Consider the following 24,547-nt stretch of genomic DNA (forward strand, 5'->3'; position numbering starts at 1 on the left):
GGAAGGCTTTCATAATGGAGCAATTATCATTTTTTGAGGAAAAGTACAATGATCCACGGACTCCGCTCGCTCTAAACTGGAATCTGTGGCATGGATGCACCAGAGCGAGTACAGGGTGCCTAAATTGTTATGTTTACCGAAGAGATGAATCCATAGGGAAGGATCCTACAGTTCTTCATAAGACAGATAACTTTAACCTCCCAATCCGAAAACTAAGGTCAGGACAGTATAAGGGCATGTATAAGGTTCCATGCGGGTCACACATTTATACATGCTTTTCTTCAGATTTCTTTCATCCCGATGCAGATGGATGGAGAAAAGATGCCTGGGAAATGATGCATGAGCGTTCGGATTGTACATTCTTTATGATTACTAAAAGACCTGAGCGTATTGCAGCTCATCTCCCAGCAGGATGGGGGAACGGATGGGAGAATGTTACGATAGCCGTTACCTGTGAGAATCAGGATATGCTGGACAAGAGACTTCCGGTTTATCTGGATCTTCCGATTTATCATCATGCCGTGATGATAGAACCTATGTTGACTGAGGTGGATCTAAGTTCATATATCGAAAAATACAGGACTTCCGATGGACGACCGCTCATCGAGGAGGTTTCCGTAGGTGGCGAGTCTGGAGCAAATGCAAGGGTCTGCGATTATAAATGGGTAGAGAAGGTATGGTTACAGTGTAAAGAGAACGGAATCTCATTTTATTATCACCAGACAGGAGCTAAACTGATTAAGGATGGGAAGCTTTATAACATCCCAAGAAAGCTGCAGCATATCCAGGCGCATAAAGCTGGATTGGATTTATAACTTCCAGTTTAACGAAAAAGATAATCCCTTCGCTAAGCGTTCAAAAAGTTGATTGTTTTTAATGCTCTGCGCTACACATCAACAATGATACGCCAAATCCATCAATAATGATACGCCAAATCCATCAATAAGAATGCGCCGAATCCATCAACGCAATCTTGCCAAATCCATCAATGAAGGCTAAAATATTTTTGAGATCAATTATATTGGAGGCGAAGATGGCTAAAGAATACATGAATCGTATCTGTGACCAGGTATTACAGGATAAACTAGAAGCAAAGGGAGCGGTATTAATAAAAGGTGCTAAATGGTGCGGCAAGACGACCACAGCAGAGCATGTAGCACGTTCAGTCATATATATGGAAGATCCCGCCAAAAAGCAGCAATACCTGCAAATGGCAGATATTAATCCTTCGCAATTGTTAAAAGGAGAGGTCCCTCACCTTATCGATGAGTGGCAACTTGCGCCTAAACTGTGGGATGCAGTTAGATTTGAGGTGGACCAAAGAGATGATTTTGGGCAGTTTATACTTACAGGCTCCGCCGTCCCACCGGAATCAGCACAGATATCCCATACCGGAACGGGAAGAATTACCTCATTGACAATGCGGACCATGTCATTGTTTGAGTCGGGCGATTCTGATGGCAGTGTATCTCTTAGGGCATTGTTTTCAAGCGAACACAATATAAGTGGATCCTGTGATCATACACTGAATGATATTGCTTTTCTAATCTGCCGCGGAGGATGGCCCAAGAGCATTGGTAAGAGCAAAAAGGTAGCCCTGGCTCAGGCTCCTGATTACCTGGATGCAGTAATAGAGTCTGATATATCAAGAGTTGATGGCGTTACAAGGGATCCTGAACGTGCAAGAAAGGTTCTTAAGGCATATGCAAGAAGTGTTGCTTCAGAGGCTTCTTTGGCATCAATATTAAACGATGTTAAAGCAGATGAAACTGATACCTTCAGTGAGAACACCCTGAGATCTTATTTGACAGCACTGAGACAGATATTTGTTATTGAAGATACTAATGCTTGGAATCCAAATCTGAGATCAAAAACTGCTATCAGAAGCTCTGATACCAGATATTTTGTGGATCCATCGGTAGCTACTGCTGCATTGGGAATAGGACCTAATGATTTGATAAATGATCTTTCTACCGCAGGCTTGATTTTTGAGAATCTTTGTGTTAGGGATCTGAGAATATACGCGGATTCACTTGATGGTAAAGTGTACCATTATAGGGATAAGAATGGTCTTGAATGTGACGCTGTTATGCATTTGAGAAATGGTAGATATGGACTTATTGAAATCAAGCTTGGAGGCGATGAACTGATAGAAGAGGGAGCAAAAAATCTCCTTGCTTTGAGAGATAGCATTGATGATAAGAAGATGAGTGAACCAGCATTTATGATGGTTTTATGTGGCGTAGCACCTTTTGCATATAGAAGATCAGACGGGGTGTTTGTTGTTCCTATAGGCTGTCTTAGAAATTAGTCACAGTATTACAATTGCCAATAATATGTTGGATGGGAAATCGGATTTGAACGAATTATTATTTGCACAGGCTATGAATTGATTGGAAACCTATAAATGCTGAACTTGCATAGCTGAGGAATAAAAAATATAAAGGGAGACAAGTATGGTTAAGTTTGGGGATATTAAGTATGAAAGACCTGACTATGACAAGCTTAGGACTAAGTTACAGAAAACAATAGATTTAGTAAACAATTCTTCTAATGATAAAGAAATCACTGAGGCAATCAGAGAATTTAACAAGAAAAAAGAGCATGCCGAGACAATGGGGTGTCTTGCACTCATCAGATACTATCTTGATGGCACCAATGAGTTTTTTTCTCAGGAATATATGTATTGTGCACCTCAGAGCGAGAGTTTTGACAGCTCACCTTTGTTTGAAGCCATAGCAAATAACTCATATAAAAAGACATTTGAAAAGATATATGGAACTTTCCTGCTGGAAGCAGAGATGAAGAAGGCTGCTCTTCATGCTTCGGGCGAGGAATTTGTGGAAGAAGAGCAGAAAGCTCTGGCAGAATGCCATAAGTTTGTCTCTAAGATGTTATTTGACTTTGATGGAGAAAAGATATCTGAATCACGTCTGGGGATTCTTGCAAATTCCAACGACTCGAGTATTCGTAAACGTGCAAGATATGCACGCAAAAAGGGTTATGCGGACAACGCAGAAAAGATAGGAGCGTACCTGAAAAGAGCTGTAATCGCCCGCGATAAGTTGGCCAAGGCTAATGGCTTTGATAATTACCTTGATTATGTGAATATTCGTATGAAGAGGTTTACTTACGGTGAGAAGGAGCTTGCTCGGTTCTGCGAAAATGTGAAGAAGTACATCACACCTCTTACAGCCAAGAACAATGAGGTAATTCGTAAAAGGCTTGGACTTGAGAAGTTAACATCCGACGATAATGGAATATTCTTTCCGGACGGAAATGCCAAGCCCAAAGGCGATGCTAAGTTTGTCCGAGGGCAGGCGCAGAAAATGTTCGATGACATAAGCACGGAATTCGGTGACATGTACCGTCGCATGAATGAGAACGACTATTTCGACATCGAATTATCAGATACAAAAGTGACTGGGATGGGCTTTGCTGCCGAGGTCTATGATTTGAGGATTTCATATATATTTGGTAACTTCCTGGGTGACGCAGATAGTGTATCAACATTCCTTCATGAGAACGGTCATGCAATCCAGCAGCAGCTTTCAATGAACAAATTCGATCTGATGGAGCTGTACAGTCAGGTTCAGGATCTTTCAGAAGTACCATCCAAGACTATGGAACAGATATCATATGAATATGCGGATTTATTCTTCGGAGATGATGCCCAGAAATATATCCAAGGTCATATAACCAGTGTCTTAAATGAAATTGGTAACTACTGTATGTTTCATGAATTTGAGACCTTTATATATACTCATCCTGACGCAGATATTCAGGAGTGGATTGATAAATTCAATGAGTTATCGGACATTTACAATCCAGGGATTGAATATGTTAATCCTGAACTCAGAGAGCAGGGATGCGTAATGTGCATGAACTCAAATGTATTCTCGTTCCCTCGTTACCTGATCACTTATTCTTTGTGTGACCTTTCCGCATGCTATCTTGCAGCTGAGTTCAATAAGAATAAGGAAAGAGGCGCAGAACTTTTTAAGAAGCTTGGCGAAATAGGAGGAAGCAAGGATTATGCGGATTCTTTGGGGAGTCTTGGCCTAAAGCCTGCATACGAGGAAGAAGTAATAAAAGAAATCGCAGAGCATCTGGAAGACAAGCTACAGTTGGACTAATTGTAAACCATATGTTACTGCAGCAAGGCTATCCCGGAATTTTCTTGTGTTTTGTTGATCTTTTTTATCATGGAACAATAAGGCCTGTAAGTGAGTTATCTCGGAATATAAGGTAACGCGGTGCCGCTCGTAATCAGCATCAATTAGGCATTGATTTTTGATTATGAGCGGTTTATTATTGCTTTAAGAATTGCACACAATCAAATGGAGGTAAACACAAAGCTCATAAGAAATCATCAATGTTTTTGATTGGAATCTTTCACGACAAAAAACGATAATTGCAATTCTAAAGACCAAGATGAAAGTAGTTAAACAAACCGATAACATACAAAATAGATAATCAAGAGCCCCTCACGTTGGGGCTTTTTCAGCAGGAGGAGTCAAATGGAAGCATTAGAGGCCATTTTAACAAGACGGAGCACCAGAAAGTACAAGGATGAAGCTCCGGATAAGGAGATAATTGAAAAAATAATTGAGGCAGGACGCTATGCGCCTAGTGGATCTAACAGCCAGTCCACGCATTTTTTTGTGATCACTGATAAGGAAGTACTTAATGAATTGTCAGAGCTTGTGAAAACAGAATTTGCCAAGATGGAAATTACTGAAGATACCTACATTTCTCTTAAGAATTCCATAAATGCTGCTAAAACAGGTAACTATAATTTTTATTACAGCGCACCTGTGCTTATAGTGACAGCAAACAGAAAAGGCTATGGCAATGCGATAGCTGACAGTGCCTGTGCGCTTGAAAATATGATGATAGCAGCCAATGCCCTTGACCTTGGTTCATGTTGGATAAACCAGCTCCACTGGCTGGATGAAAACGAGGCAGTGCGTGCCTTTCTGCAGGAAAAGGGAATAAAGGAAGATGAAACAATAACAGGAGGGCTTATCCTTGGATATCCTGATACAGGAATGCCTAATCGCATTGCGCTTGAAAGAAAAGGTAATCCTGTTACATGGATTTAAGGAGTAGATAATGAAGGAGGAAAGAATGAGCAGAACAAACTTTGGAGCTAAGCCACTTATGTACCCACAGCCAGTACTTATTATCGGAACATATGATGAAAATGGTGTACCCAATGCAATGAATGCAGCATGGGGAATAACAACAGATTTTAAGGAGATATCCATTAGCCTTTCAGAGCACAAGACAACTGATAATCTTGCTAAAAGGGGCGCTTTTACTGTAAGCATGGCTACTGAAGATCAGGTGGTTGCATGCGATTATGTAGGAATTGAATCCGGAAGAAAGGTTCCGGATAAGTTTGAGAAGGCAGGCTTCCATGCAACAAAGAGTGAGTTCGTGGATGCACCGCTTATTTATGAGCTTCCTCTGGCATTGGAATGTAAAGTTAAGAGTTTTTCCGATGGAATCCTTGTTGGAGAGATAGTAAATGTAAGTGCTGATGACAGTGTGATCACTGATGGCAAGGTAGATATGAAAAAGCTAAAGCCGATAGCATTTGATCCATTTAACAATGCTTATGTTGGAATAGGTGAGAAGGTAGGAAATGCCTTTTCAGATGGGCAGAAACTAAAATAAATGAGTGAAAACACTTTTTAAAATCGGGCTCTGGATGATATTGCAGTTTAATGTCATCCAGAGCCCGATTTCACAGGGGTTCGGGGCTGTAGGCCCCGATATTTTATTGTGTCAATAATTTTATATATAAGATATATACATATATAAAATATATAAATATCAAATTTTGAATATAAATATTTCATCTGGATCTGAAAAATCTTTGATTTTGAGGGTATTTCCTTATTAGAGAGAAGTAAGGGAGTACAGATGGAAGATAATAATTCATTTCTTGAACCTGAGATAGAAAGCAGTTTATCGGAGGAAGTTGATAAACCGGCAGAGGAACTGTCTGACCTTGAATACAAGGAGATTGTAGGTGAAGACGAAGCATATATAGCTGAGCTTTTGCCTGACAGTTCAGAAATTGATCTTCTGATCCAGGATAGAAAAACACTGATAAACAAAAAGAAAAAATCAAAGAAAAAGAAGAAACCTAAGAAAAGCGGTGATGAGGATGAGGGTTTTGCAGATATAGATGAAGAGCCACATCATGATTATGTTTCTTCGATTTCCAATAAAGACCCAGTTCATAGTAAAGAAAAACCTATTGATAAGAAATGGACTGCTGGCAAGCAGGAAGAAGCCCCGGCTAAGAAATACAAGATAAATACCATTGAGGAGCTCTCGCATCATATAAATGAACTTCCAAAGGATAAGCCAGATGCAGAGGAGTTGGTTGCAGCAGCTGAAACCAGGAAATTTCATAATGCTGATGTTTCAGATTCAAAGGATACAGGTTCTTTTTCGGAAGAAATAACACATAAAGAATCCGCTATTCCGGCATCCCAAAAGGAACATTCGAAATCAGAGACTTTTAGCATCTATTATCTCAATAATTCAAAAGAACGGTCAGAAAAAGGGTATGCAGATTATAGAGCGCAGAGTTTTGATAAGAGATTAAATGAAAAAGAAATCCCTGACCGCAGAAAAGAAGCGGGGGATACAGAGAAAGCCAGCGATATTAAAGCTGACGGCGGACAGATATCTGGGAATTCAGAAAAACACAGCGATTCAAAAAAAGAAGATTACAGCAGGAAGTTCAGGATATCCGGGGAAAAGATCCCGATTAGTGAGAGTATTGCTAATGCCGGTAAGACAATGACATCTGCCGTTATGCTGCAGGGAGTAGAGACAGACTCAATTGATTCAGAACAAGGAAGTGACTTTTACCGCATATCAACCATAGTTAATGACGTATGGGAAAGTCTTGGACAGATGGGGCTAAAGGCCAGCGCAAGGATGGCGAAGGATGCAGCACAAAAGCTTGAAAAGAACACAGCAAAGACAGCAGAGCTGGTTGGCGCAGGTCAGATTTCAATAGATCAGCTCAGGTCTAATGAGAAAGCAAAGGTATTTTCAAGAAAGCTTAAAGAGTCAGGTGTCAATAAGAAGACTGCGCGGTATATTTCTAGACACAGGCAGGAAATAGCAGATGCCATAGAAGCGAAGATTGAGCTGTCCGAGTTTGCCGAGAAAACAAAGAAAGTGGAGAACGTTTTTGCCAAAACCAAGGTAAGGGGAAAGAACGTTATTCTGCTTTCAAAATGGGAGAGTGATCGTCAGAAGAAGCTCCTTAGGGAAGACAATACAAGATTTTTTGATCTTTATAAGAGCGGTTCTCTAAATAAAAACATGATAAAAACCTACTTCTCCTATCATGAGGATGAGCTTTTAAGAAAGATGAATCCCCAGAAGATGAACAAGAAGGACTTAAAGAAGTTTATCAAGAAAATAGAGACTGGGAAGATACATGTAAGTCAGGAGCACAAGGACAGGATTCTGCCGCTTCTTAGAACTTATGAAAGATCAAAAAGGATAAGAGAGATAAGAAGGTTTGGGAAGCGTGGCTTTTTCAGAACGCTTTCAGGGAGAGTGATCCTTAGGAATATAGATGACTTTAAGTACAGCGATGATGCCACTTTAGAAGGAATAAGGAACACTTCGCATTCTATCCGAACAGTTATTGCAGCCAAAGAGTTTACAAGGCTTTCCGCATATGCTCTTTCGAGGATCCACAGAATAAATAAGAAAATAAATCCTGTTCTGATAGCAGGAAGGGTTCTACACAAACGAGTCGTTAAGCCTGCAGGTGCAAAGGCTGTAAGTAAGGCAAAAGTTAAGGTTGCCGCTTCCGCTCCCGGTAGGACATACAAAAAAGGAATAGGCAAGGCAGCAATAATAAAGAAGAATGCTAAATTGCTTGTTAAGAAGAGCGCTCCCTACAAGGCGATAGAGAAAAGCACAGGATTCGTTAAAAATGCAGGTAAAACTGTCTCCAAGATAAGGAATGTAAAAGCGGTAAGAAAATCCGCATCTGCAATAAAGCGGACTACTCGTATTGGAAAGAAAGTGGGACAAGTAATACTCATTCCCTTTATTCCTGTTAGATTTGTAAAAGCGGGAATCGGAAAAGTATATATGGCACTTCGAAAGGTAGCCATCTGGACTTTTGTGGCACTGTTTCTGATAATCCTTCTTCTTGTAGGAATGCTTTTACTTTCAGCAACTATCCAGTCGATAGTTGCAAGTCAGGGTACGCTTTTCGAGAGCACTATACTTGATGAAAAGATGTCTGACAGGATAAGCAGACTAAAGGACAAGGATCTTCAGAAATATCAGGAAGCGATTGATATAGCAACGTCGCCGCCAAAGCATGATGCAGATCACGTTGATTCAAAGGGGCTGTATCCTGATGAGGCATATTTTGGAGTAAAGCTTTATCATTACGGATCGCCGGAAAGCCCGAGTGATCCCGATGCCGGGATTTATCACAATGACATTCCGGGAAGTGAAACGAAGAACGGATATCACATATACTTCCTGGATTCTGAGGGAAAAACCATAGGAAACAGTACAACGAATATTAAGGATGTGCTGTGTTTATCAGCTGTCATGGCGGATAACTACTACGATGACAAGCATACGGATAAGATAACTGATCTACAGGATGAGATATTCGATAAGCTAAACCCCAAGCCTATATATAAGGTGTCAGAGCTTTATAACAAGGAAGGTAATGACAGATTTCCATATGACGGAAAGACATTCGATCAAAAGACCTATTACTGTAATGACGATAGCGTGTATTCAGCAGCTTCAAGTGCAAAGAGCGAAGGAGTGATGTTTTATAAGGAACTATCTCCAAAAACTCAGAGTGGCTGCACTTTTGACGAAGAGAGCTACGATACAGATTTCGACAGCTGGCTTGATGATATGCCCTATCTGTCAGATTATCTTCCAAGCTGGTCTGACTATGCTCCAAATATAGATGATTACGAAGATGCAGATGGTAACGTCGATTTTGATTCCTATAACGCTGCCTATGAGGCTGCAGAGGAAGCCTATGATGCCGCATACGAACTTGGAGAGCATAATTATAACAGTGCTTATTCTACGTGGCAGGGTAATAAACCTGATATAAACGATGAACAATATAACTACTGCCCGGGGCATCCAGTACCGGGAGCAGATAACACAGAAGAAGATCCTATATCTGTTTCGTATGGCTATAGAGACATAAACATATATGTGACTGTGCTTACAAAGGAAGATGTATATAAAGCCTATGACAGCGGAACTGGGATCATAAAGTATAAAACTCCGAAGAACTATGAATGTACTGAGTTTGAAGAAAATGAGATAGAGTTTTCACTTTCTGGTTCTTACGGCGAAATGCTTGATGAATTCTACAGAAATGACGGGTGGAAATCTAAGAAGAACAGAAGTTGGTGTGATGAGCTCTATAACAACGACTGGGAGGATATTTACGGAACTGACGTATATTCAGACAGCACGAACCTTCCTTCTGGAAAGGGTGCTCTCTCAGATCAGCAGATAAAAGAGATAATTGAAAGTCTTGGTGATGTATCAGAGGTACGGCAGGCCTATGTAAATTATGCTCTTTCCTATGTAGGACAGATCCCGTATTACTGGGGAGGAAAGCCTGCTGTACCCGGTTTTGAGGGAAATGGTTTTGGAACAACTGTTGATGCGGACTATAAAGGAAGGACAAAGAAAGGTCTGGACTGCAGCGGATTTGTTTCATGGTGCTATTGGTCTGTAACAGGGATTAAGCCGCCAGGCATGAGCACCAGTAACTTCACAAATGGACTGCATCTTACGCAAGTTTCATTTTCAGAGATAAAACCAGGGGATGTGGGATTCATTTCTCCGCCGGGGGCCAAGTCAAACCACATAGGAATTTTTGCAGGTTTTGACGAAGCAACAGGAAGAGCAAAGTGGGTACACTGCGCTGGAGAACCAAGAAATACTGTTGTCTGTGATACGACAAACAAGTTCAGCATATATTACAGACTGTTTGATTAGTGCTGCTGTCATCTAGTACTTCAGCTTTTTACGCGGAATGAATTGTCATTCTGCAAGGCGGAGGAATGAATCGTACCGAGTGGTACGACGATTGACGACAACGAAGCAGATGGCAATTTAGGCAAGTAATAAAGCGGATTTATTTGGTGACAGTAGCACTGAGGAAAGGAAGGATGAGTAACAAAGTTTATGTTGATGTAATAGCGGAGTTTAAGAGGGAAGGTCTGCTTAAACCGCTTGTGATCAAATGGAAGGACGGAAGAGTCTACAAGGTGGGAAAAGTAATAAGATGTACTGCAGCTGGAAAGACTTTAAAGGGAAGCTATGGACTTCTTTATACCTGCCTCGTATCAGGTAAAGAGATAAATCTTTATTATGAGGAAATGTATTCTAAATGGTTTGTAGAGGGGAATGGAAGATAATGGATATTAAGAAAATACATGGTCCTCCTGCATAAGAGGTATCTGGCATGCAGGGAATTATCACACGAATACTGTATCGAAATCTAGGAGCGGTTGGATAGTAGGCTATCCAATCGCTTTTTTAAGGGTATGAAAAGATGTAAAATTATTAGGACGCCGGTTTACCAAAGCTATTCTTGCTTTGAGATTATATGGGACGGAAAGGATCCGTATAGATATGTGCTATTGCAGGCAAAAGGAAAAGAGATTATGGAAAAGTATGCAGTCGATTTGGATAGAAGATTTAAAAAAAGCAATCTTAAAAGATTCAATCCAAAAAGATTTAGAAAAGTACTCTTTTGACGAAGAATGGACAGTAGGGGATTGCGAACAATCACCTTTATGTCAGATTATATGGGGAACCATTATAGCTAAGTATTTCAACGATAAGAATCCGGCAGAGCCATTTGAATTCCATATTAATAGAAATTGGATGACAGTAAGTAATAATGAGACAAGTTACAGGTTTTTATTTGATGTAATGAATAATCCAAAGCACAATGTCGGACGCGATAATCCATATGAATATCATTTAATTGGAAATTTTGCTCCGATTCCAGGGAATACAAATCAAAAGCCCAGCCTTCAGTTTATTCATAGGGGGTGTGGTGAACGCTGGGAGTTGTTTCTCGATTATATGCATGATAACTGGGATTCGTTCAAAATGGGCTTTAGTTTTAAAGAGTATATAAAAATGACATGTCAGGATATGTATTTTGCTAACGGAAAGCGGAAAGAACTTAATGATAGTGCGCTTATTAAGGAGCTTATCATGGAAAGAGGGAAGATTGTATCAGATAGGTTTATGGAGATTTTTAATAATCCGTTTGAGAAATTTAAAGCGCTGTTTGATGCTGTTTCATGGGAAGAGGAATACGAAATCTTCTTTTCTGATATAGATAAAACCTACATGATTATTAAGTATGATGATCATGTTTCTTTCCAGAGATGCGGAGCTAATGATGGTAGCGGTGAATATAACTATGACTCCCTCATGGAACTGTATCAGACAGAGTCTGTGGATGGAATCTGCCTTGAAAAAGACTGGGATAAGATTACAGCTATTGTGGCGGATGCTATGTTTGATATAACGGACGAGGAAGAGCTTGCTGATTATAAAAATTGGATAAGTGCAAGATTGGAAAAGTGATAGGTATACAAAGAGGATAAAGAATCTATAGGATATTTAACGATATGTTTGACATAATATATGAAATTAACATGCTTGAGGAGAAATATGGTGATGACTTCAACTGGGGCACAGATTTTAATTGTGATTTTTTCCAGAAACAGCTTGCCAGGGAATCTGATCTGACGCCTTATAAAAAAGTGAAAGCTCTGGCAAAGTGTTATTCCAATGATGATGTGTTATTTTTGCTAGATAACAAATCCTATCGAATATATCATCTTACGTATTCCAGTGGAGAGCCACGATATATAGAATTTCAGAATGGAAAAGATGTGATTGAATACATAGAAAAACAATATATAGATGAATATATGTAGTCGTAAGAAATAAGGCAGGATTTTAAGATGGAATATATTGAGGTGTTTACAAGGGGCGGTAAGCCTACAGGAAAAACAATTGAAAAGCATGAGAAAAAGTTTTCAGGAGAATATTTCAGACATGTCCTTATTATAATGAAGACAAAGGACAGTCCTGCTCCCGGGAAGGGAGAAGGAAGATACGTCGTTCAGCAAAGATCCTTAAGGGCGAGATACTATGCCGGTAAATGGGATATGACTGGTGGTGGCGTAAGAGCAGGAGAGACTCCCAAAGAAGCTGCTGTAAGAGAACTGTCAGAGGAACTGGGAATAAATGTTATGTCTGATGATCTGGAGCTTGCATTTGATTACATCAAAGATTGGGATGATGGAACAGGTATGCTTGTCTCCATATTCATGATCAGAGTTGAAGTCCCTGAAAGCGGATTTGACTATGATCACTACGAAGTCAATGATGTCAGGGTCATGCCCTTTAGCGAGTTTTATGGACACATCATGGATCACAATGATGAAGAGATGGGCAGAGGCATTAAGGATATTGAGGCTAGATTATGAAAAAGGTAATAGTTTCGGCTTTTGAGCCATTTGATAATGCAAAGACGAATCCCTCTTATGAAGTAGCAAAGCTGCTTCCTGAGAAAATAGGAGAGGCAGATATTGAAGTGATGAGATTGCCAGTAGTATTTGGCTTGGCTGCATCAATTTTGGAAACGAGGATAGATGAATGCAGACCTGATGCCATAATTATGCTTGGTGTTGCAGGAACAAGAACAAAAATAACCCCGGAAGTTATCGCAGTTAACATAGATGATGCAAGGATCCCTGACAATCAGGGGAATAATCCAAAATTCGAGAAAATTGATTCAGATGGGGCCGATGGTATTTTCTCAACACTTCCTGTAACAGAAATAGTTGGGGAGATGACAAAAGAAGGGATCGCCTCTGAGCTTTCATATTCAGCAGGTGCTTATGTATGTAATGATCTTTTCTATAGGATCATGAATTACCTGAAAACGAAGGATTTATGCATTCCTGCTGGATTCATACATGTCCCAAATCCTTCAGATTCTGAGGAAATTACAAAATCCGAGCTTAGTATATCTGAAATTGCCAGGGGAATTCAGGTCTGCATAGAGACCATCACAAATAGCTGATGCAATAAAGTAATTATGTTCTCGATATTAGCAAAATAGCAGCACATTTTTCCTCATAGTGGATATATATTCCATGTATGGATTCGCATATACTGTAAACATCAGATGAGCTGATATGAAAAAAATGTTTACGGCGGAAGCCTAAATGAGGAGGACACTGTTATGTATAAGAATTCAAAGCTTTTTGCAGTACTTAGCTATATTACATGGATTGGTTTTGTTGTATCATTTCTGATGCGTGATAGAAATGATACGCTTGTAAGGAGACATCTTAATCAGGCACTTATAATTAACCTTATTGGTACTGTTGGAACATTCCTTACAAAGGCAGGAGGAATCCTGGCAACTGGTGGTAGCATCCTTGGAATCGCATGTGTTGTACTTTCCATCATGGGAATCGTTAGAGCTTTCAATATGAGCGAAAAGCCTCTTCCTTATATTGGAGAGTATACATTGTTTAACTGATAGATGCGCATGCGGGCGGTGTGTTACCTTCACACCGTCCGCTTTTTTCAAGGATTAATTGTAACGATAACAGTAAAAAAGAAAGGATGAAAAAAGTATGGGAGTATTTTCAAAGGTACACAGATTCAGAGAAGCCGGTGAGGCTGCGAATGTCAACAATGTAGAACGCTTTGGTGAACCGGCAAAATCTCTTTTTACAACTTCAAAGGTATTTACGCTTCATCATAAGATCGATATAACCGATTCTGCAGAAAATGTGGTATATCACGCTGAGACCAAGTTCCCTTCGATCCATGATAAGACAGATATTTTTGATGCATCCGGGAACAGTGTCGCCCACATAGAAAGGAAGTTTTTTACTCTCCATGAGCGCCACTTTGTTTCCATGACAGGCGGGGCTTCCTTTGAAATATCAAATGAGATCCTTCATATAATCAAGGACATTACAAATATTGTAGGTCTTGGCTGGCAGCTTAAAGGAAATATTCTGGGTCTCAACTTTGAGTTATATGATGGGAAGGGAGAGATTATCGCTGTGATATCCCAGAAGATGCTTTCCATTCATGACAAATACTGTATTGATATCTATAAACCTGAACACGAAAAGGCTGTAGTTGCTATCCTTATTACTCTTCAGCATATGATAAGGGATAGAGAAACAGCTGCAAGTACTTCTGCATCAGTAGGTTCATCAAATTAAAACTATAAGCTCTGGATTCTTGTGATATAGAGTCCAGAGCTTTTTTGTGGCTTTTTCGTCTTTCTCGTCAAAAACAAATCTATAGATAATATTCCCAATGGATATTGTGTTTTTAAAAACGGATAAGAAGCATAATACAGACATAAAGAAAACACAAACAACCAACACAGATGAGGAGGAATATACCATGAGATTTAATGATGTTCAGGATACAAGAAAAGCAGAAGTAAGAAAAGAGCAGCGCGATGCAGCTGTTCAAAAGATATATTCACAGTTTTTGGAGAGACTTTCCCTCGTAAATATGTGTAACAGTAAAGCTATAATGGCATTTGGTGCAACATTTACCATCTGATTAGAAGGAGAGAAATAGTATGGCAGAGAAGATTGTTCAGACAGCAGGCAGAGATCAGCTTGGGAGTTTTGCTCCGGAGTTTGCACATTTCAATGATGATGTTCTTTTTGGTGAGAACTGGAATAATGAGGATATTGACCTAAAGACCAGGAGCATCATTACTGTGGTTGCGCTCATGGCACAGGGTCTTACAGATATTTCTTTTAATCATCATCTTGAGAATGCCAAGAAAAATGGTGTTACCCAAAAAGAGATTGCAGCTGTGATAACACATGCAGCATTCTATTCAGGATGGCCTAAAGCCTGGGCAGCATTCAGATTGGCAAAGGAAGTCTATGAAGCTAACTAAATGGAATAATATACATGGATTAATGAGGAAATCCGGATTCTTGTCACGTAGAATCCGGATTTTATTTGTATGAAGAAAAGTGTTTTCTATGAGAGGGGGTTATATGTTTTATTCTATGCTGTTATCTTACATTGGAAATCGTAACTTAAAGTGAAGTTTATATGTGAATTCATAAATCATTACTTTGCAAAGATGAGAATTTATAGAAATTTAATACTTCCCAAGACCTTTGCATTATGAAGCTTTGGGACACCATTACATGACAGCAATAATGCCTGCTGGTGTTAAAAAGCCCAAGCAAAAAGCATGGACATGGAAAAATCGAATGAAGCTGTGAAGGTGCTTAAAGGTTATAATCCATATTCGGAATTTGATATGGAATAAATATCAAAATTGTTGATATGGTTATTTTGTGCAGAGTCATAAAGTCTCATTCTGATTCTGATATTAGGATTGGATTGTAATAATTGTATAGACGATTATTGCAAGCTTGTTATATTCCTCGGAAATACTATATAAAGTAAGTTATGTCGAGGATTATAGCATTTGATAAAAATGTTTTAAAATGTTATAATCCTCGATAATAACAATAATAATACAACTAACCGAGGATTATAATAATGAGTGAGAGCGCAATTATAGGTAGGAAATATGAAATACGAAAGCTTAATGAACTCTATGATAGTAAATCTGCAGAGCTTGTTGCACTGTATGGTCGAAGAAGAGTTGGAAAGACCTATCTTATAGATGAAGTGTTTGAAGACAGGATATGTTTCAGACATTCCGGGCTGTCTCCTGCTGATGATGAGGAGGAAACAGAGAGTAAAAGAAAAAGCAAGATGAAAGAACAACTCGATCATTTCTATAGATCACTGATTGAATATGGTTCTAAAGCTGAAAAAGCTCCTAAATCCTGGCTTGAAGCGTTTTATATGCTAGAGGATTTGCTTGCTGAAAAATATGACAAATCGCAAAGAGTGTTAGTCTTTATTGATGAAATACAGTGGCTTGATACTCCCAGGGCCAACTTTATTACAGGTTTTGAAGCATTCTGGAATGGATGGGCATGCCATAGAAAGAATGTAATGGTAATTGTCTGTGGGAGTTCCAGTTCCTGGATTCTTGATAACATGATTAACAATCATGGGGGATTATATGGAAGAGTAACGTATGAAAGGAAGTTACGTCCATTTTCTTTACATGAGTGCGAGAAGTTTTTTGAGTCCAAGTCCGTAATCATGTCACGATATGACATGATTCAGGCTTATATGATGGTAGGAGGAATACCATATTATCTGAATTATTTTGAAAAAGAATTGAGTTTGCCTCAGAATATTGACAGAATCTTTTTCTCAAAAGATGCTGCTTTAAAAGATGAATATGACAGGCTGTTTTCATCGCTTTTTACAAATGCGGATGCTATGAAGTCTATTATCGAGGCTATAAGTACTAAGAGGAGAGGGCTATCCCGAAAAGAGCTAACGGATTATGTTGGGATAACAGATGGTGGAGATTTATCAAAACAACTGAAAGCCTTAATTAATGGGGATTTCATTACGGAATACTGGTCTTTTGGGAATGAGAAAGAGACCTTATATAAGCTGACGGATCCATTTTGTAATTTCTATCTTGAGTTCATGAAAAAGACTAGAAGTGCAGGAAGGAAAAATTGGATAAATATTGAAAAATCGCCAAAAGTCAGAACCTGGAAAGGGTATGCTTATGAAAATGTATGCTGGAATCATATAGATCAGATAAAATTGGCATTAGGCATTAGCGGGGTTGTCACTACAGAGTCGTTATGGTCAAAAAGAGGCTCTGAGGATGCCGAAGGAACGCAGATTGATCTTATTATTTCTCGCAACGACAATGTGGTGAATATGTGTGAGATAAAGTTCTATAGTGATGAATTTGATGTAGATAAAGAGTACCACCTTGTTTTGGAGAGGAGAAAGAAACTACTTCAGGGAATGATTCCCAAAAGAGCTGCAATACATAGTACGTTGATTACCACATTTGGAATTAAACGAAGTGGTTACTTTGGTGATTTCGTTAATGTTATTTCAATGGACGATTTATTTGTAGAGCCTTGAAAAGGAACCGCCGAGTCTATTTATCAGACTATAAAGATTTACTGTGTGGAAAAAATAAACGAAATTAAAATATTTTTTTAAAATCTCAAATTGTGATGGTATTTCATATTTGGAAAAAGACCGTTAGCTGTAAAAGAGATCACCTATCTCGAAGAGATAGAAGAAAATGTATCTAATCTAAATGATATGGACGCTAGCTTCACAATCTATGATGCCTATGACATTGAGATTTTAGTGGATGGCATTACCTGGCAGCCAGTAGAACATGAAAGCACAGTTGATATTGAGATAACTGGCATTGAAATCCCCGATGAAGCAGAAGAGATAAAGGTCCAGAGAGTAGAAGATGATAACGAGTCTGTTACTGATTTAAGCTACGAGATCACAGAAGATACTCTTACATTCACTACTGAACATTTCACGGTATTTACTATTGGTGGAACATCTTATGACAGTGATGCAGCAACAATGTCATATGACCTTTCAACTGCAGGAGATGGATCCATAATGGCCTATTACTACGAAGACGATGCAAAGCTCGTAATTAGTGGTAGTGGGGATATGAAGAATTTTGATTCTTATGGTAGTTCCAAATCACCTATAGTTACAAATCTGAAAGGAAAGACATTTTAAACCGGTTCAAAAAGCAAGGACTTTTAGCGTATACATTACTTCGGCATCTAAATAACGTGTGCGCTTTTGCCTTTTTGTCAAAAACGCACACGTTAAATTTTTCAAATGATTTACTTATTCTCATTAAGAAGAATTCTTTTAACTTCTTGATCCAATTTCATAGCAGATATGCATTTTTGAGTCACTTCATTCCAACGTTCAGCGACCATATTACTGAAAATAGCGTATGTAAGTACATTTTTCTTATCACCTCTTACACGTATTCCGTGATAATATTTCTTTTTTGCTATAATTGTCCTCCATGGATCCTCATAATCCTCAATATTATCCAAATCATCATATGCTGCGACTACCCATGCATCTGTACTGTCACATGGTATAGTGATTGCTATATGGCTCATATCATCAGCTTTGAGCGCTAGCGCAAGAACATTTTCTCCATGTTCCATTATGCCTATGCTCCCATCCACATGATCTTTGCACGGAACTACAGCAGGGCATTCTATATCGTGTTTATCGCAATGCAGGGGAAAAACTGCACCTTTGTATTTACATACTGTTGAATCACAAAGGCAGTGTACCTCTTTTTCCTTACGGATTACGTCACCATCCATCTGTATAACAATGGCATCTATCTGAGGTTGCACCGCTTTCATCAGCGTATTAATTTCTTCTGTTTCCTCACACCATCTCCATACGCCCTTCCAGCCATTGCCAAATCGACCAAGCATATCCCGCTCCGGTTGGAGGGAAAGATATCTGTTGGTTTCGCCGGTAATCTTATCGATAACCGCTTTTAGGACAAGATAATCTGTCGGACCCTCAGAGACAATTCCTATAACTTTGCTCATAATAACTCTGGAACGCCTCCCAATACTCCATTGATCCAAAGCCTGGATAATGGCTGGTTCATCTCAAGAAGTTTATCAGATACCTGAATTCTCCTTATCTCAACATGACCCTGCCTATTCCTTTCCGTAGTAAATAATCGTATGGCATCGTTGGACAGGTCCAGTCCATCAAGAACGAGCGGGTTATGGGTTGTTATAAATACAGTCTTATTTTCTTCGATTATTTTCTGACTGAATATTTCCGTAACTTTTCTTGCAAGTCTTGGATTCATGGCATGATCAAAACTATCGATTGCAAACATTTTTGGTGCCTTTTCATGCATAGCAAGTGCAAGCATAAATAAGACATAAAGCGCACCTTCGCTGGCATCGTAGCCAGTGAATGATGCAGTATCTTTCAGGTACTTATCCTTAAACTCTATTATCTGCTGAGTGGTCGGAACACCTGGATTCAATATTGTTTTTTTAGGCTTACTGACTTTAAATTCCGATGCCCAGTCAATCAGTTCAAGCATGTCTTCCATGAACATGCTTCCAAACATATACTCCTCACCATCCTCATGGAGAAGATCCTGTATTGCCTCAGCAAGTCTGCCTCCATTAAGTCCAATGGGATTAGCCTGTGCAGGATCCGCAACTGTTCCTCTAAGAGTTAATGTATCCGGTTGATATATGCCATAGTTTCCAATATATTTGGCCGCTGTAGTATATTCCTTTGCTGCAAGTGACTCAGAAATTGTAAAATAACCGATCTTGTTATTAAGCTGGGCGCTGGTTCTGTTACTACGACCATAGACAGCATCCCCGTCACAAGACACGCTTTCTGCAAAATACTTCCATGAATCATCATCATTAGGAACCGTAAGATGACTTATATAATTATAATCATGTCCATCCAGCTGCCATTCCAGAGAAAAATCCACTGTTTTTGATTCTTTCTCAACAGACAAAAATTTAGATTTATACAAAGATGAAGTGCTAAGGCGGACACCCTTTCTCTGCAAACTATTTGAATTAACTCTGTCTGTCATAGCAGCACTGAGGACGCCTATGGCTTCCAGAACAGAAGACTTTCCTGAACCATTGGCGCCAATAAATACGTTTACTCTGCCCGGCTCAAATGTAACATCATATAATGACTTAAAGTTCTGAATAGCTATTTTTTTTAGTTCCATTTCTCCCATTTAAATATGCTCCTTTTAGAAAAAAATGCTTTATCTAAATTCAAGATAATTATAGCACTTTCTTTAAAAAAGTGTGTATCTAAATTTTATAGAATCGCATAAAATAGCCACCTAACAGCCTTTTTAATGTCACTGAAAAGTATATTTTGTGCTTATCTAAATTGAAATTAAATAGCATGCTTATTCTTAAAAATGGCATATCTAATTCAAAAATAGAGCGGTTGCAAATATAGAAAATCTTCGACCATTTCATATGCTCTGGATCGGGCAACAGGCACTAAAATCAGAACAAAATTAAAGGCTGTCCACTTTCTCGTGAGCAGCCTTAATTTGTAATGATAAATTTGCTTTAGTTAATAGTTACTTGGTTTATGAATCAGATTACTTTTTGTTTACAAGGTCCTTAAGAGCCTTACCTGCCTTGAACTTAGGAGCGATAGAAGCAGGGATCTTGATCTCAGCACCAGTCTGAGGGTTCTTACCCTTTCTTGCTGCTCTCTTAGCTGTCTCAAATGTACCAAAGCCAACGAGCTGAACCTTGTCCTTCTTCTTGAGCTGCTTTGAAACAACATCTGTGAAAGCCTTTAAAGCCTTCTCTGTGTCCTTCTTGCTAAGGCCAGTCTCTTTAGCCATAGCTTCAACGAGTTCTGTCTTGTTCATACTTTGTCACCTCCGTAAGAATGTGTATTTGTGGGCACTGCGCCCTGGTTGGTCTCATTTTACGCCTTATGCCGTATTTTGTGAATAAGTTTCCTTGATTTTATGAGGTTTAGTTCATCAATTGTTCATGGCTTCATTATTGTAAAACGCATACTACAACCTTAAAATTATAAGTAATAATTCAGAAAAATGGAGACTTGAAATATGGCAGGATTGTCTGAAAAAGACTGGAAACTTTTTAGAAAGAACCTTCCTGAGTGGCAGGAAGCATATATGGGGAAGCTTGTTGAGGAATATAAGGAAATCCTAAACAGCGATAAGCTCCCGTCTGATAAATACTGGGCACTTGAAGGGCGCCTAAAGTCTGACAAGAGAAACCCCGGAGTTGTGATCACAGATATAAGCAGATCAAACTTTTATGATCATCTTGTCTCTCTCTTAAGGTACAAGGTCATAACCATGGAAGACCTTAAGGACTTCAGTGATGATACAAAAGATATAATTAAAAGGCTGATAGGATAATGAAAGATAACAGATACGCGAACATAATTGTATGCTATGGTGTAAACGATACTTGCCGGTATGCTGTAGAAGCATCTGCCATAATGATTGCACAGATTGATGCTAAAATGCAGGAAATCGTCAACGATTTATTGGAAGAGTAAACTATAGAAAATCACAGGGACAGTATTATATAGAAATGGCGGTGGATGATTGGCATGGATATTTTTCTGCAGTCACCGCACCCCATTAATGGGGAAAGCTGGAACTTTGTCACGTAAGTTCCAGCTTATTTTTTTGAAGAAAAGTTTTTGTGTTCTTATGAGGGAGTTGTTATCATTTCTGATGTTTATATGATACAAGGAATACCGTAAATCAAAACTCTAGGAAACAAAAAGGAAAGCTGACGTTTTGTCATGGACTCCTCACGATGATACCTAAGAAGGAACTGTCAAAGCTTCCTGAAAAGAAGCATATTCAAACCGCATGAAAAGATAAGGTATCTTCTCATTGATAAACTTCTATAAATCCTCACAGAAATAGTGCATTTCCGGGAGGATTGTTTAGGGGGTTATTTGTTATTTTGGGGTTTTGTAAGGTAGTCTTTATATAAGTCTCGCAGATCATCCCTTACGTCAAGCATGGCATTAAGACCCAGATAAAATTCTTCAAAATCATTGCTCTCCCCATTGCTGATGCACCATTTGAGTTCATGGCCTGTAAAGAGGTGGGCAAGAGAATGGTACAGTATTTGGGGATCATTCATATTTCTTATTTCGCCTTTATTCTGGGCTTTTTTAATTATGAGTTCACCCATTCTGGTAAGTGAATCGCGCATGTCAAGGCTATGACGGTTATCCTGAAGATTTGCTATTATCATCTGACTGAAAAGATCATATCCAAAAGCAGTAGTATCTTCTATCAGTTTTGAGAAGATATACAAAAGCTGTTCTAATGAGGAATCAGTTTCTATGAAATGGTAAGGATCAGATACCAGTTCTTTTACTGTTGTATCATACAGATCCAGGACAAGCTCATCTTTAGAGCCTGCATATTTGTAAAAAGTCGGCTTCGTAATGCCACATGAATCACAGATGTCATTTATGGTGACACTGGAATATCCTTTTTTTCTTATAAGTTCTATTGCAGTATTTTTAATGGAATCTCTTGTAATTTGTTTCATATAAATTTACCCCGGTAAACATAAATTAACCATACAATAATATCATGCACTATTATAAGTGTCGATAGTAAAATATTTTTTATTTCGAAACTCTTATACCGTAAGAAAAATTAATAAAAGTTGTCAGACAAATTTGTGTAAGGTGACAGAAATACAGATTGGACACCATGTTTTATTGACACACATTTTTAATGACGTGATAATTTACGTATGGCAACTATATATTTACTTGTGTAAATATGCAAAAACATTTTTGGGTAGGAAAGGTAGGAGAAAATGGATTATAAGGAATTGTTTACACCGTTTAAAATTGGGAACATGGAAGTCAAGAACCGCATCGGTATGAGCCCAATGGGCACAAACTCTGCATTTACTAATGGCAGAAAGGATGCACAGGAAATTGACTATTTTATAGAGAGAGCTAAGGGCGGTACAGGAATAATCTTCCTGGGATGCCAGATGCTTAATGAAAGACTTGCACAGGGTTCTATGGAGGGATATCTTGACAGTTTCACCGTTCTTCCGTCACTTACAGCAGTTTGTGATGGAGTTCACCGTTATGGCGCCAAGATTGTATGTCAGATAAGTCCCGGCACAGGACGAAATGCCTTCCCTGACACATTGGGCAATCCTCCAATTTCATCATCAGAGACCTCATCTGTATTTGACCCCAGTATTAAGTGCCATGCACTTACTAAAGATGAGATCAGGGAAATGATGGAAGAATTTAAGTTTGCAGCAGGACTGGCTAGGGATGCCGGCTTTGATGCAATAGAGATCCATGCGCACGCAGGATACCTTATCGATCAGTTTATGTCACCTGTATGGAACAAGAGAACTGATGAGTATGGCGGAAGTCCTGAGAACTGTGCTCGTTTCCCCGTTGAAATAGTTCAGGCAATGAAGAGTGTTGTTGGCGATAAGCTTCCCATCATTTTCAGAATATCATTAGATCACCGCTTTGAAGGTGGAAGAACGCTTGAAGATAGTATGAAACTCCTTAAAGTCCTGGAAGAAGGCGGCGTTGATGCATTTGATATCGATGCAGGTTGCTATGAGACTCTTGATTATATCTTCCCTCCGTCATATCTCGGAGAAGCATGCATGGCTTATGTATGCGAGGAAGCAAGAAAAACAGTTACTGTTCCGATATTCAACGCAGGAACACACAACCCTGATACAGCATTGGAACTCATCAAATCTGGCAACGCAGATTTTGTAAACTTTGGACGTGCGCTTATAGCTGATCCCGATATCTGCAATAAGCTTATTGAGGGAAGAGTAGAGGATATCCGTCCATGTCTTAGATGTAATGAATTCTGTATCGGACGAATCTGGAATAACCATACAAAGCTTTCCTGTGCGGTTAATGTTCAGGCTATGGAAGAAGAGCGCTTTAAGCTTACTAAGACAGAGAATCCCAAGAAAATTGTTATCATTGGTGGCGGTCCTGCCGGAATGGAAGCTGCACGTGTCGCTGCAACTGTGGGTCATAAGGTATCACTTTATGAAAAGTCCGATAAGCTTGGCGGAGTGATGGGCGATATCTGCACAGCTAAGTTCAAGACAAACATTAAGAAATTCACAAAGTATCTTACAGTACAGCTTGAAAAACTGGGTGTTGATATACATCTCGGCACAGAAGTTAAGGGTGATGAAGCATTCCTTTCTGATTGCGATAACATCATTATAGGATCAGGAGCAGCGCCTTTTGTTCCTCCGATAGATGGAATAGATGGCAGCAATGTGGTTACTATCTTGGATGCACATAAGGATCAGTCCAGGATCAAGGGTGATAACATTGTAATCTGCGGTGGTGGACTTTCAGGTCTTGATGGAGCCCTTGAGATGGCTTCTGAGCTTGGAAAGAAAGTTACCATTGTTGAGATGCTTCCTGAATGTGGAAAGGATGTAATGTTCATCAATAAGATAACACTTTTCCAGAAGCTTGCTGAAAATGGGGTAGAGATGAAGACCGATTCAAAAGTTGTTTCCATCTCATCTGATGCAGTTACTATTGAGAAAGCAGACGGTTCAAGGGAAGAAATAAAGGCAGATACTGTTATTGCAGCATTTGGAATGAGACCTGTAAGAGATGTTGCCGAAAAGATCAGGGATAAATATCCTACAAAGACAAGAATCATTGGTGATAGCATGAAACTCGGCAAGATTGGTGATGCTGTAAGAGAAGGATTCTATGCAGGTTCAAGTCTTTGATTTGAATGCGGAATTTCTTTTGATAGTTCCCTTTCAATATCAACCGTTTTTGACGATTTTACTAATGGTCAAAGCTAACTTTAAAAGCTAAAAATTATTTACTTGAAGAGATTTAAAGATTCTTCAGATAATAGAGGCCAGGCGGTGCTGTGGGAATACCCATGGTGTTGTCTGGTCTCGCTAATTAA

23 protein-coding genes and 1 pseudogene are annotated in these 24,547 nt (G+C 39.1%); 20 read left to right on the plus strand and 4 right to left on the minus strand.

Features of this window, described 5'->3' with window-relative positions; translation table 11 throughout:
• Positions 1-14: 14 nt before the first annotated feature.
• From BLR42_RS14155 to BLR42_RS14235, 17 genes and pseudogenes are all read left to right on the plus strand, one after another.
• Complete coding sequence (locus tag BLR42_RS14155) at positions 15-815, plus strand: DUF5131 family protein (RefSeq protein WP_091870414.1); 801 nt, start codon at positions 15-17, stop codon at positions 813-815.
• 218 nt (positions 816-1,033) lie between these two features.
• A complete protein-coding gene (locus tag BLR42_RS14160; RefSeq protein ID WP_091870416.1) occupies positions 1,034-2,311 on the plus strand; it encodes an ATP-binding protein in 1,278 nt (425 codons plus the stop codon).
• A 145-nt stretch (positions 2,312-2,456) separates the two neighbouring features.
• Complete coding sequence (locus BLR42_RS14165) at positions 2,457-4,136, plus strand: M3 family metallopeptidase (RefSeq protein WP_091870419.1); 1,680 nt, start codon at positions 2,457-2,459, stop codon at positions 4,134-4,136.
• A gap of 384 nt (positions 4,137-4,520) precedes the next feature.
• On the plus strand, positions 4,521-5,105 hold the full coding sequence (locus tag BLR42_RS14170; RefSeq protein ID WP_091870421.1) for a nitroreductase: 585 nt from the start codon (positions 4,521-4,523) through the stop codon (positions 5,103-5,105).
• A gap of 25 nt (positions 5,106-5,130) precedes the next feature.
• The gene (locus BLR42_RS14175) at positions 5,131-5,682 is read left to right on the plus strand and encodes a flavin reductase family protein (protein WP_091870480.1); all 552 of its coding nucleotides are present in this window, start codon (positions 5,131-5,133) and stop codon (positions 5,680-5,682) included.
• A 249-nt stretch (positions 5,683-5,931) separates the two neighbouring features.
• Complete coding sequence (locus BLR42_RS14180; protein WP_091870424.1) at positions 5,932-10,050, plus strand: C40 family peptidase; 4,119 nt, start codon at positions 5,932-5,934, stop codon at positions 10,048-10,050.
• Positions 10,051-10,223: 173 nt separating this feature from the next.
• On the plus strand, positions 10,224-10,472 hold the full coding sequence (locus BLR42_RS14185) for a hypothetical protein (protein WP_091870427.1): 249 nt from the start codon (positions 10,224-10,226) through the stop codon (positions 10,470-10,472).
• A gap of 259 nt (positions 10,473-10,731) precedes the next feature.
• Positions 10,732-11,661, plus strand: a complete 930-nt coding sequence (locus BLR42_RS14190) for a hypothetical protein (protein WP_091870430.1) — start codon at positions 10,732-10,734, stop codon at positions 11,659-11,661.
• A gap of 44 nt (positions 11,662-11,705) precedes the next feature.
• Positions 11,706-12,017, plus strand: coding sequence for a hypothetical protein (locus tag BLR42_RS14195; RefSeq protein WP_242879339.1), 312 nt, complete (start codon positions 11,706-11,708; stop codon positions 12,015-12,017).
• Between the two features lie 27 nt (positions 12,018-12,044).
• Positions 12,045-12,572 carry an NUDIX domain-containing protein gene (locus BLR42_RS14200; protein ID WP_091870432.1) on the plus strand — a complete coding sequence of 176 codons (528 nt, stop codon included), beginning with the start codon at positions 12,045-12,047 and terminating at the stop codon, positions 12,570-12,572.
• Positions 12,569-13,171: a pyroglutamyl-peptidase I gene (locus BLR42_RS14205; protein WP_091870435.1), complete on the plus strand. Its 603-nt coding sequence runs from the start codon at positions 12,569-12,571 to the stop codon at positions 13,169-13,171. Before BLR42_RS14200 ends, BLR42_RS14205 begins: the two co-directional genes overlap by 4 nt.
• Positions 13,172-13,333: 162 nt before the next feature.
• Entirely contained in the window at positions 13,334-13,636 is a 303-nt protein-coding gene (locus BLR42_RS14210; RefSeq protein ID WP_091870437.1) for a magnetosome magnetite crystal formation protein family, read from the plus strand.
• 97 nt (positions 13,637-13,733) lie between these two features.
• Entirely contained in the window at positions 13,734-14,336 is a 603-nt protein-coding gene (locus tag BLR42_RS14215) for an LURP-one-related/scramblase family protein (protein ID WP_091870440.1), read from the plus strand.
• A gap of 187 nt (positions 14,337-14,523) precedes the next feature.
• The gene (locus BLR42_RS22820) at positions 14,524-14,688 is read left to right on the plus strand and encodes a hypothetical protein (protein ID WP_170832789.1); all 165 of its coding nucleotides are present in this window, start codon (positions 14,524-14,526) and stop codon (positions 14,686-14,688) included.
• A 19-nt stretch (positions 14,689-14,707) separates the two neighbouring features.
• Positions 14,708-15,031, plus strand: a pseudogene (locus BLR42_RS14225) (carboxymuconolactone decarboxylase family protein); the annotation flags it as partial.
• 626 nt (positions 15,032-15,657) lie between these two features.
• Positions 15,658-17,130 carry an AAA family ATPase gene (locus BLR42_RS14230; protein WP_091870445.1) on the plus strand — a complete coding sequence of 491 codons (1,473 nt, stop codon included), beginning with the start codon at positions 15,658-15,660 and terminating at the stop codon, positions 17,128-17,130.
• Between the two features lie 186 nt (positions 17,131-17,316).
• Positions 17,317-17,763 (plus strand): hypothetical protein, encoded by a 447-nt coding sequence (locus BLR42_RS14235; protein ID WP_091870447.1) that lies wholly within the window; start codon positions 17,317-17,319, stop codon positions 17,761-17,763.
• A gap of 110 nt (positions 17,764-17,873) precedes the next feature.
• On the opposite strand, the gene BLR42_RS14240 is transcribed toward BLR42_RS14235, so the two are convergent.
• The 3 genes from BLR42_RS14240 to BLR42_RS14250 all read right to left on the minus strand — a co-directional run bounded on the left by BLR42_RS14240 (position 17,874) and on the right by BLR42_RS14250 (position 20,458).
• The gene (locus tag BLR42_RS14240) at positions 17,874-18,614 is read right to left on the minus strand and encodes a hypothetical protein (protein ID WP_091870450.1); all 741 of its coding nucleotides are present in this window, start codon (positions 18,612-18,614) and stop codon (positions 17,874-17,876) included.
• Positions 18,611-19,798, minus strand: coding sequence for an AAA family ATPase (locus tag BLR42_RS14245; protein WP_242879341.1), 1,188 nt, complete (start codon positions 19,796-19,798; stop codon positions 18,611-18,613). Before BLR42_RS14245 ends, BLR42_RS14240 begins: the two co-directional genes overlap by 4 nt.
• Before the next feature lie 381 nt (positions 19,799-20,179).
• On the minus strand, positions 20,180-20,458 hold the full coding sequence (locus BLR42_RS14250; protein WP_091870452.1) for an HU family DNA-binding protein: 279 nt from the start codon (positions 20,456-20,458) through the stop codon (positions 20,180-20,182).
• A 204-nt stretch (positions 20,459-20,662) separates the two neighbouring features.
• Here BLR42_RS14250 and BLR42_RS14255 point away from each other — a divergent pair, with 204 nt between their 5' ends.
• Together BLR42_RS14255 and BLR42_RS22825 are read left to right on the plus strand one after the other, a co-directional pair.
• Positions 20,663-20,980: a multidrug transporter gene (locus tag BLR42_RS14255; protein ID WP_091870455.1), complete on the plus strand. Its 318-nt coding sequence runs from the start codon at positions 20,663-20,665 to the stop codon at positions 20,978-20,980.
• Complete coding sequence (locus BLR42_RS22825) at positions 20,980-21,123, plus strand: hypothetical protein (protein WP_170832790.1); 144 nt, start codon at positions 20,980-20,982, stop codon at positions 21,121-21,123. Before BLR42_RS14255 ends, BLR42_RS22825 begins: the two co-directional genes overlap by 1 nt.
• A gap of 407 nt (positions 21,124-21,530) precedes the next feature.
• Here the strand turns inward: BLR42_RS22825 and BLR42_RS14260 are convergent, their stop codons facing one another.
• The gene (locus tag BLR42_RS14260; RefSeq protein ID WP_091870458.1) at positions 21,531-22,142 is read right to left on the minus strand and encodes a TetR/AcrR family transcriptional regulator; all 612 of its coding nucleotides are present in this window, start codon (positions 22,140-22,142) and stop codon (positions 21,531-21,533) included.
• A 276-nt stretch (positions 22,143-22,418) separates the two neighbouring features.
• Here BLR42_RS14260 and BLR42_RS14265 point away from each other — a divergent pair, with 276 nt between their 5' ends.
• Positions 22,419-24,359, plus strand: a complete 1,941-nt coding sequence (locus tag BLR42_RS14265; RefSeq protein ID WP_026512180.1) for an oxidoreductase — start codon at positions 22,419-22,421, stop codon at positions 24,357-24,359.
• The last annotated feature ends 188 nt before the right edge of the window (positions 24,360-24,547 follow it).

The organism is Butyrivibrio sp. INlla16, assembly GCF_900104155.1.
Lineage (GTDB): Bacteria > Bacillota > Clostridia > Lachnospirales > Lachnospiraceae > Butyrivibrio.

Bases quoted from the DNA above. Each gene is read 5' to 3' on its own strand.
- BLR42_RS14235 (WP_091870447.1), top strand. From the start codon at position 17,317: ATGGACGCTAGCTTCACAATCTATGATGCCTATGACATTGAGATTTTA.
- BLR42_RS14245 (WP_242879341.1), bottom strand. From the start codon at position 19,798: ATGGGAGAAATGGAACTAAAAAAAATAGCTATTCAGAACTTTAAGTCA.
- BLR42_RS14215 (WP_091870440.1), top strand. From the start codon at position 13,734: ATGGGAGTATTTTCAAAGGTACACAGATTCAGAGAAGCCGGTGAGGCT.
- BLR42_RS14165 (WP_091870419.1), top strand. From the start codon at position 2,457: ATGGTTAAGTTTGGGGATATTAAGTATGAAAGACCTGACTATGACAAG.
- BLR42_RS14180 (WP_091870424.1), top strand. From the start codon at position 5,932: ATGGAAGATAATAATTCATTTCTTGAACCTGAGATAGAAAGCAGTTTA.
- BLR42_RS14240 (WP_091870450.1), bottom strand. From the start codon at position 18,614: ATGAGCAAAGTTATAGGAATTGTCTCTGAGGGTCCGACAGATTATCTT.
- BLR42_RS14230 (WP_091870445.1), top strand. From the start codon at position 15,658: ATGAGTGAGAGCGCAATTATAGGTAGGAAATATGAAATACGAAAGCTT.
- BLR42_RS14260 (WP_091870458.1), bottom strand. From the start codon at position 22,142: ATGAAACAAATTACAAGAGATTCCATTAAAAATACTGCAATAGAACTT.
- BLR42_RS14175 (WP_091870480.1), top strand. From the start codon at position 5,131: ATGAGCAGAACAAACTTTGGAGCTAAGCCACTTATGTACCCACAGCCA.
- BLR42_RS14160 (WP_091870416.1), top strand. From the start codon at position 1,034: ATGGCTAAAGAATACATGAATCGTATCTGTGACCAGGTATTACAGGAT.
- BLR42_RS14185 (WP_091870427.1), top strand. From the start codon at position 10,224: ATGAGTAACAAAGTTTATGTTGATGTAATAGCGGAGTTTAAGAGGGAA.
- BLR42_RS14155 (WP_091870414.1), top strand. From the start codon at position 15: ATGGAGCAATTATCATTTTTTGAGGAAAAGTACAATGATCCACGGACT.
- BLR42_RS14255 (WP_091870455.1), top strand. From the start codon at position 20,663: ATGGCAGGATTGTCTGAAAAAGACTGGAAACTTTTTAGAAAGAACCTT.
- BLR42_RS14205 (WP_091870435.1), top strand. From the start codon at position 12,569: ATGAAAAAGGTAATAGTTTCGGCTTTTGAGCCATTTGATAATGCAAAG.
- BLR42_RS22825 (WP_170832790.1), top strand. From the start codon at position 20,980: ATGAAAGATAACAGATACGCGAACATAATTGTATGCTATGGTGTAAAC.
- BLR42_RS14210 (WP_091870437.1), top strand. From the start codon at position 13,334: ATGTATAAGAATTCAAAGCTTTTTGCAGTACTTAGCTATATTACATGG.
- BLR42_RS14265 (WP_026512180.1), top strand. From the start codon at position 22,419: ATGGATTATAAGGAATTGTTTACACCGTTTAAAATTGGGAACATGGAA.
- BLR42_RS14200 (WP_091870432.1), top strand. From the start codon at position 12,045: ATGGAATATATTGAGGTGTTTACAAGGGGCGGTAAGCCTACAGGAAAA.
- BLR42_RS14190 (WP_091870430.1), top strand. From the start codon at position 10,732: ATGCAGTCGATTTGGATAGAAGATTTAAAAAAAGCAATCTTAAAAGAT.
- BLR42_RS14250 (WP_091870452.1), bottom strand. From the start codon at position 20,458: ATGAACAAGACAGAACTCGTTGAAGCTATGGCTAAAGAGACTGGCCTT.
- BLR42_RS22820 (WP_170832789.1), top strand. From the start codon at position 14,524: ATGAGATTTAATGATGTTCAGGATACAAGAAAAGCAGAAGTAAGAAAA.
- BLR42_RS14195 (WP_242879339.1), top strand. From the start codon at position 11,706: ATGTTTGACATAATATATGAAATTAACATGCTTGAGGAGAAATATGGT.
- BLR42_RS14170 (WP_091870421.1), top strand. From the start codon at position 4,521: ATGGAAGCATTAGAGGCCATTTTAACAAGACGGAGCACCAGAAAGTAC.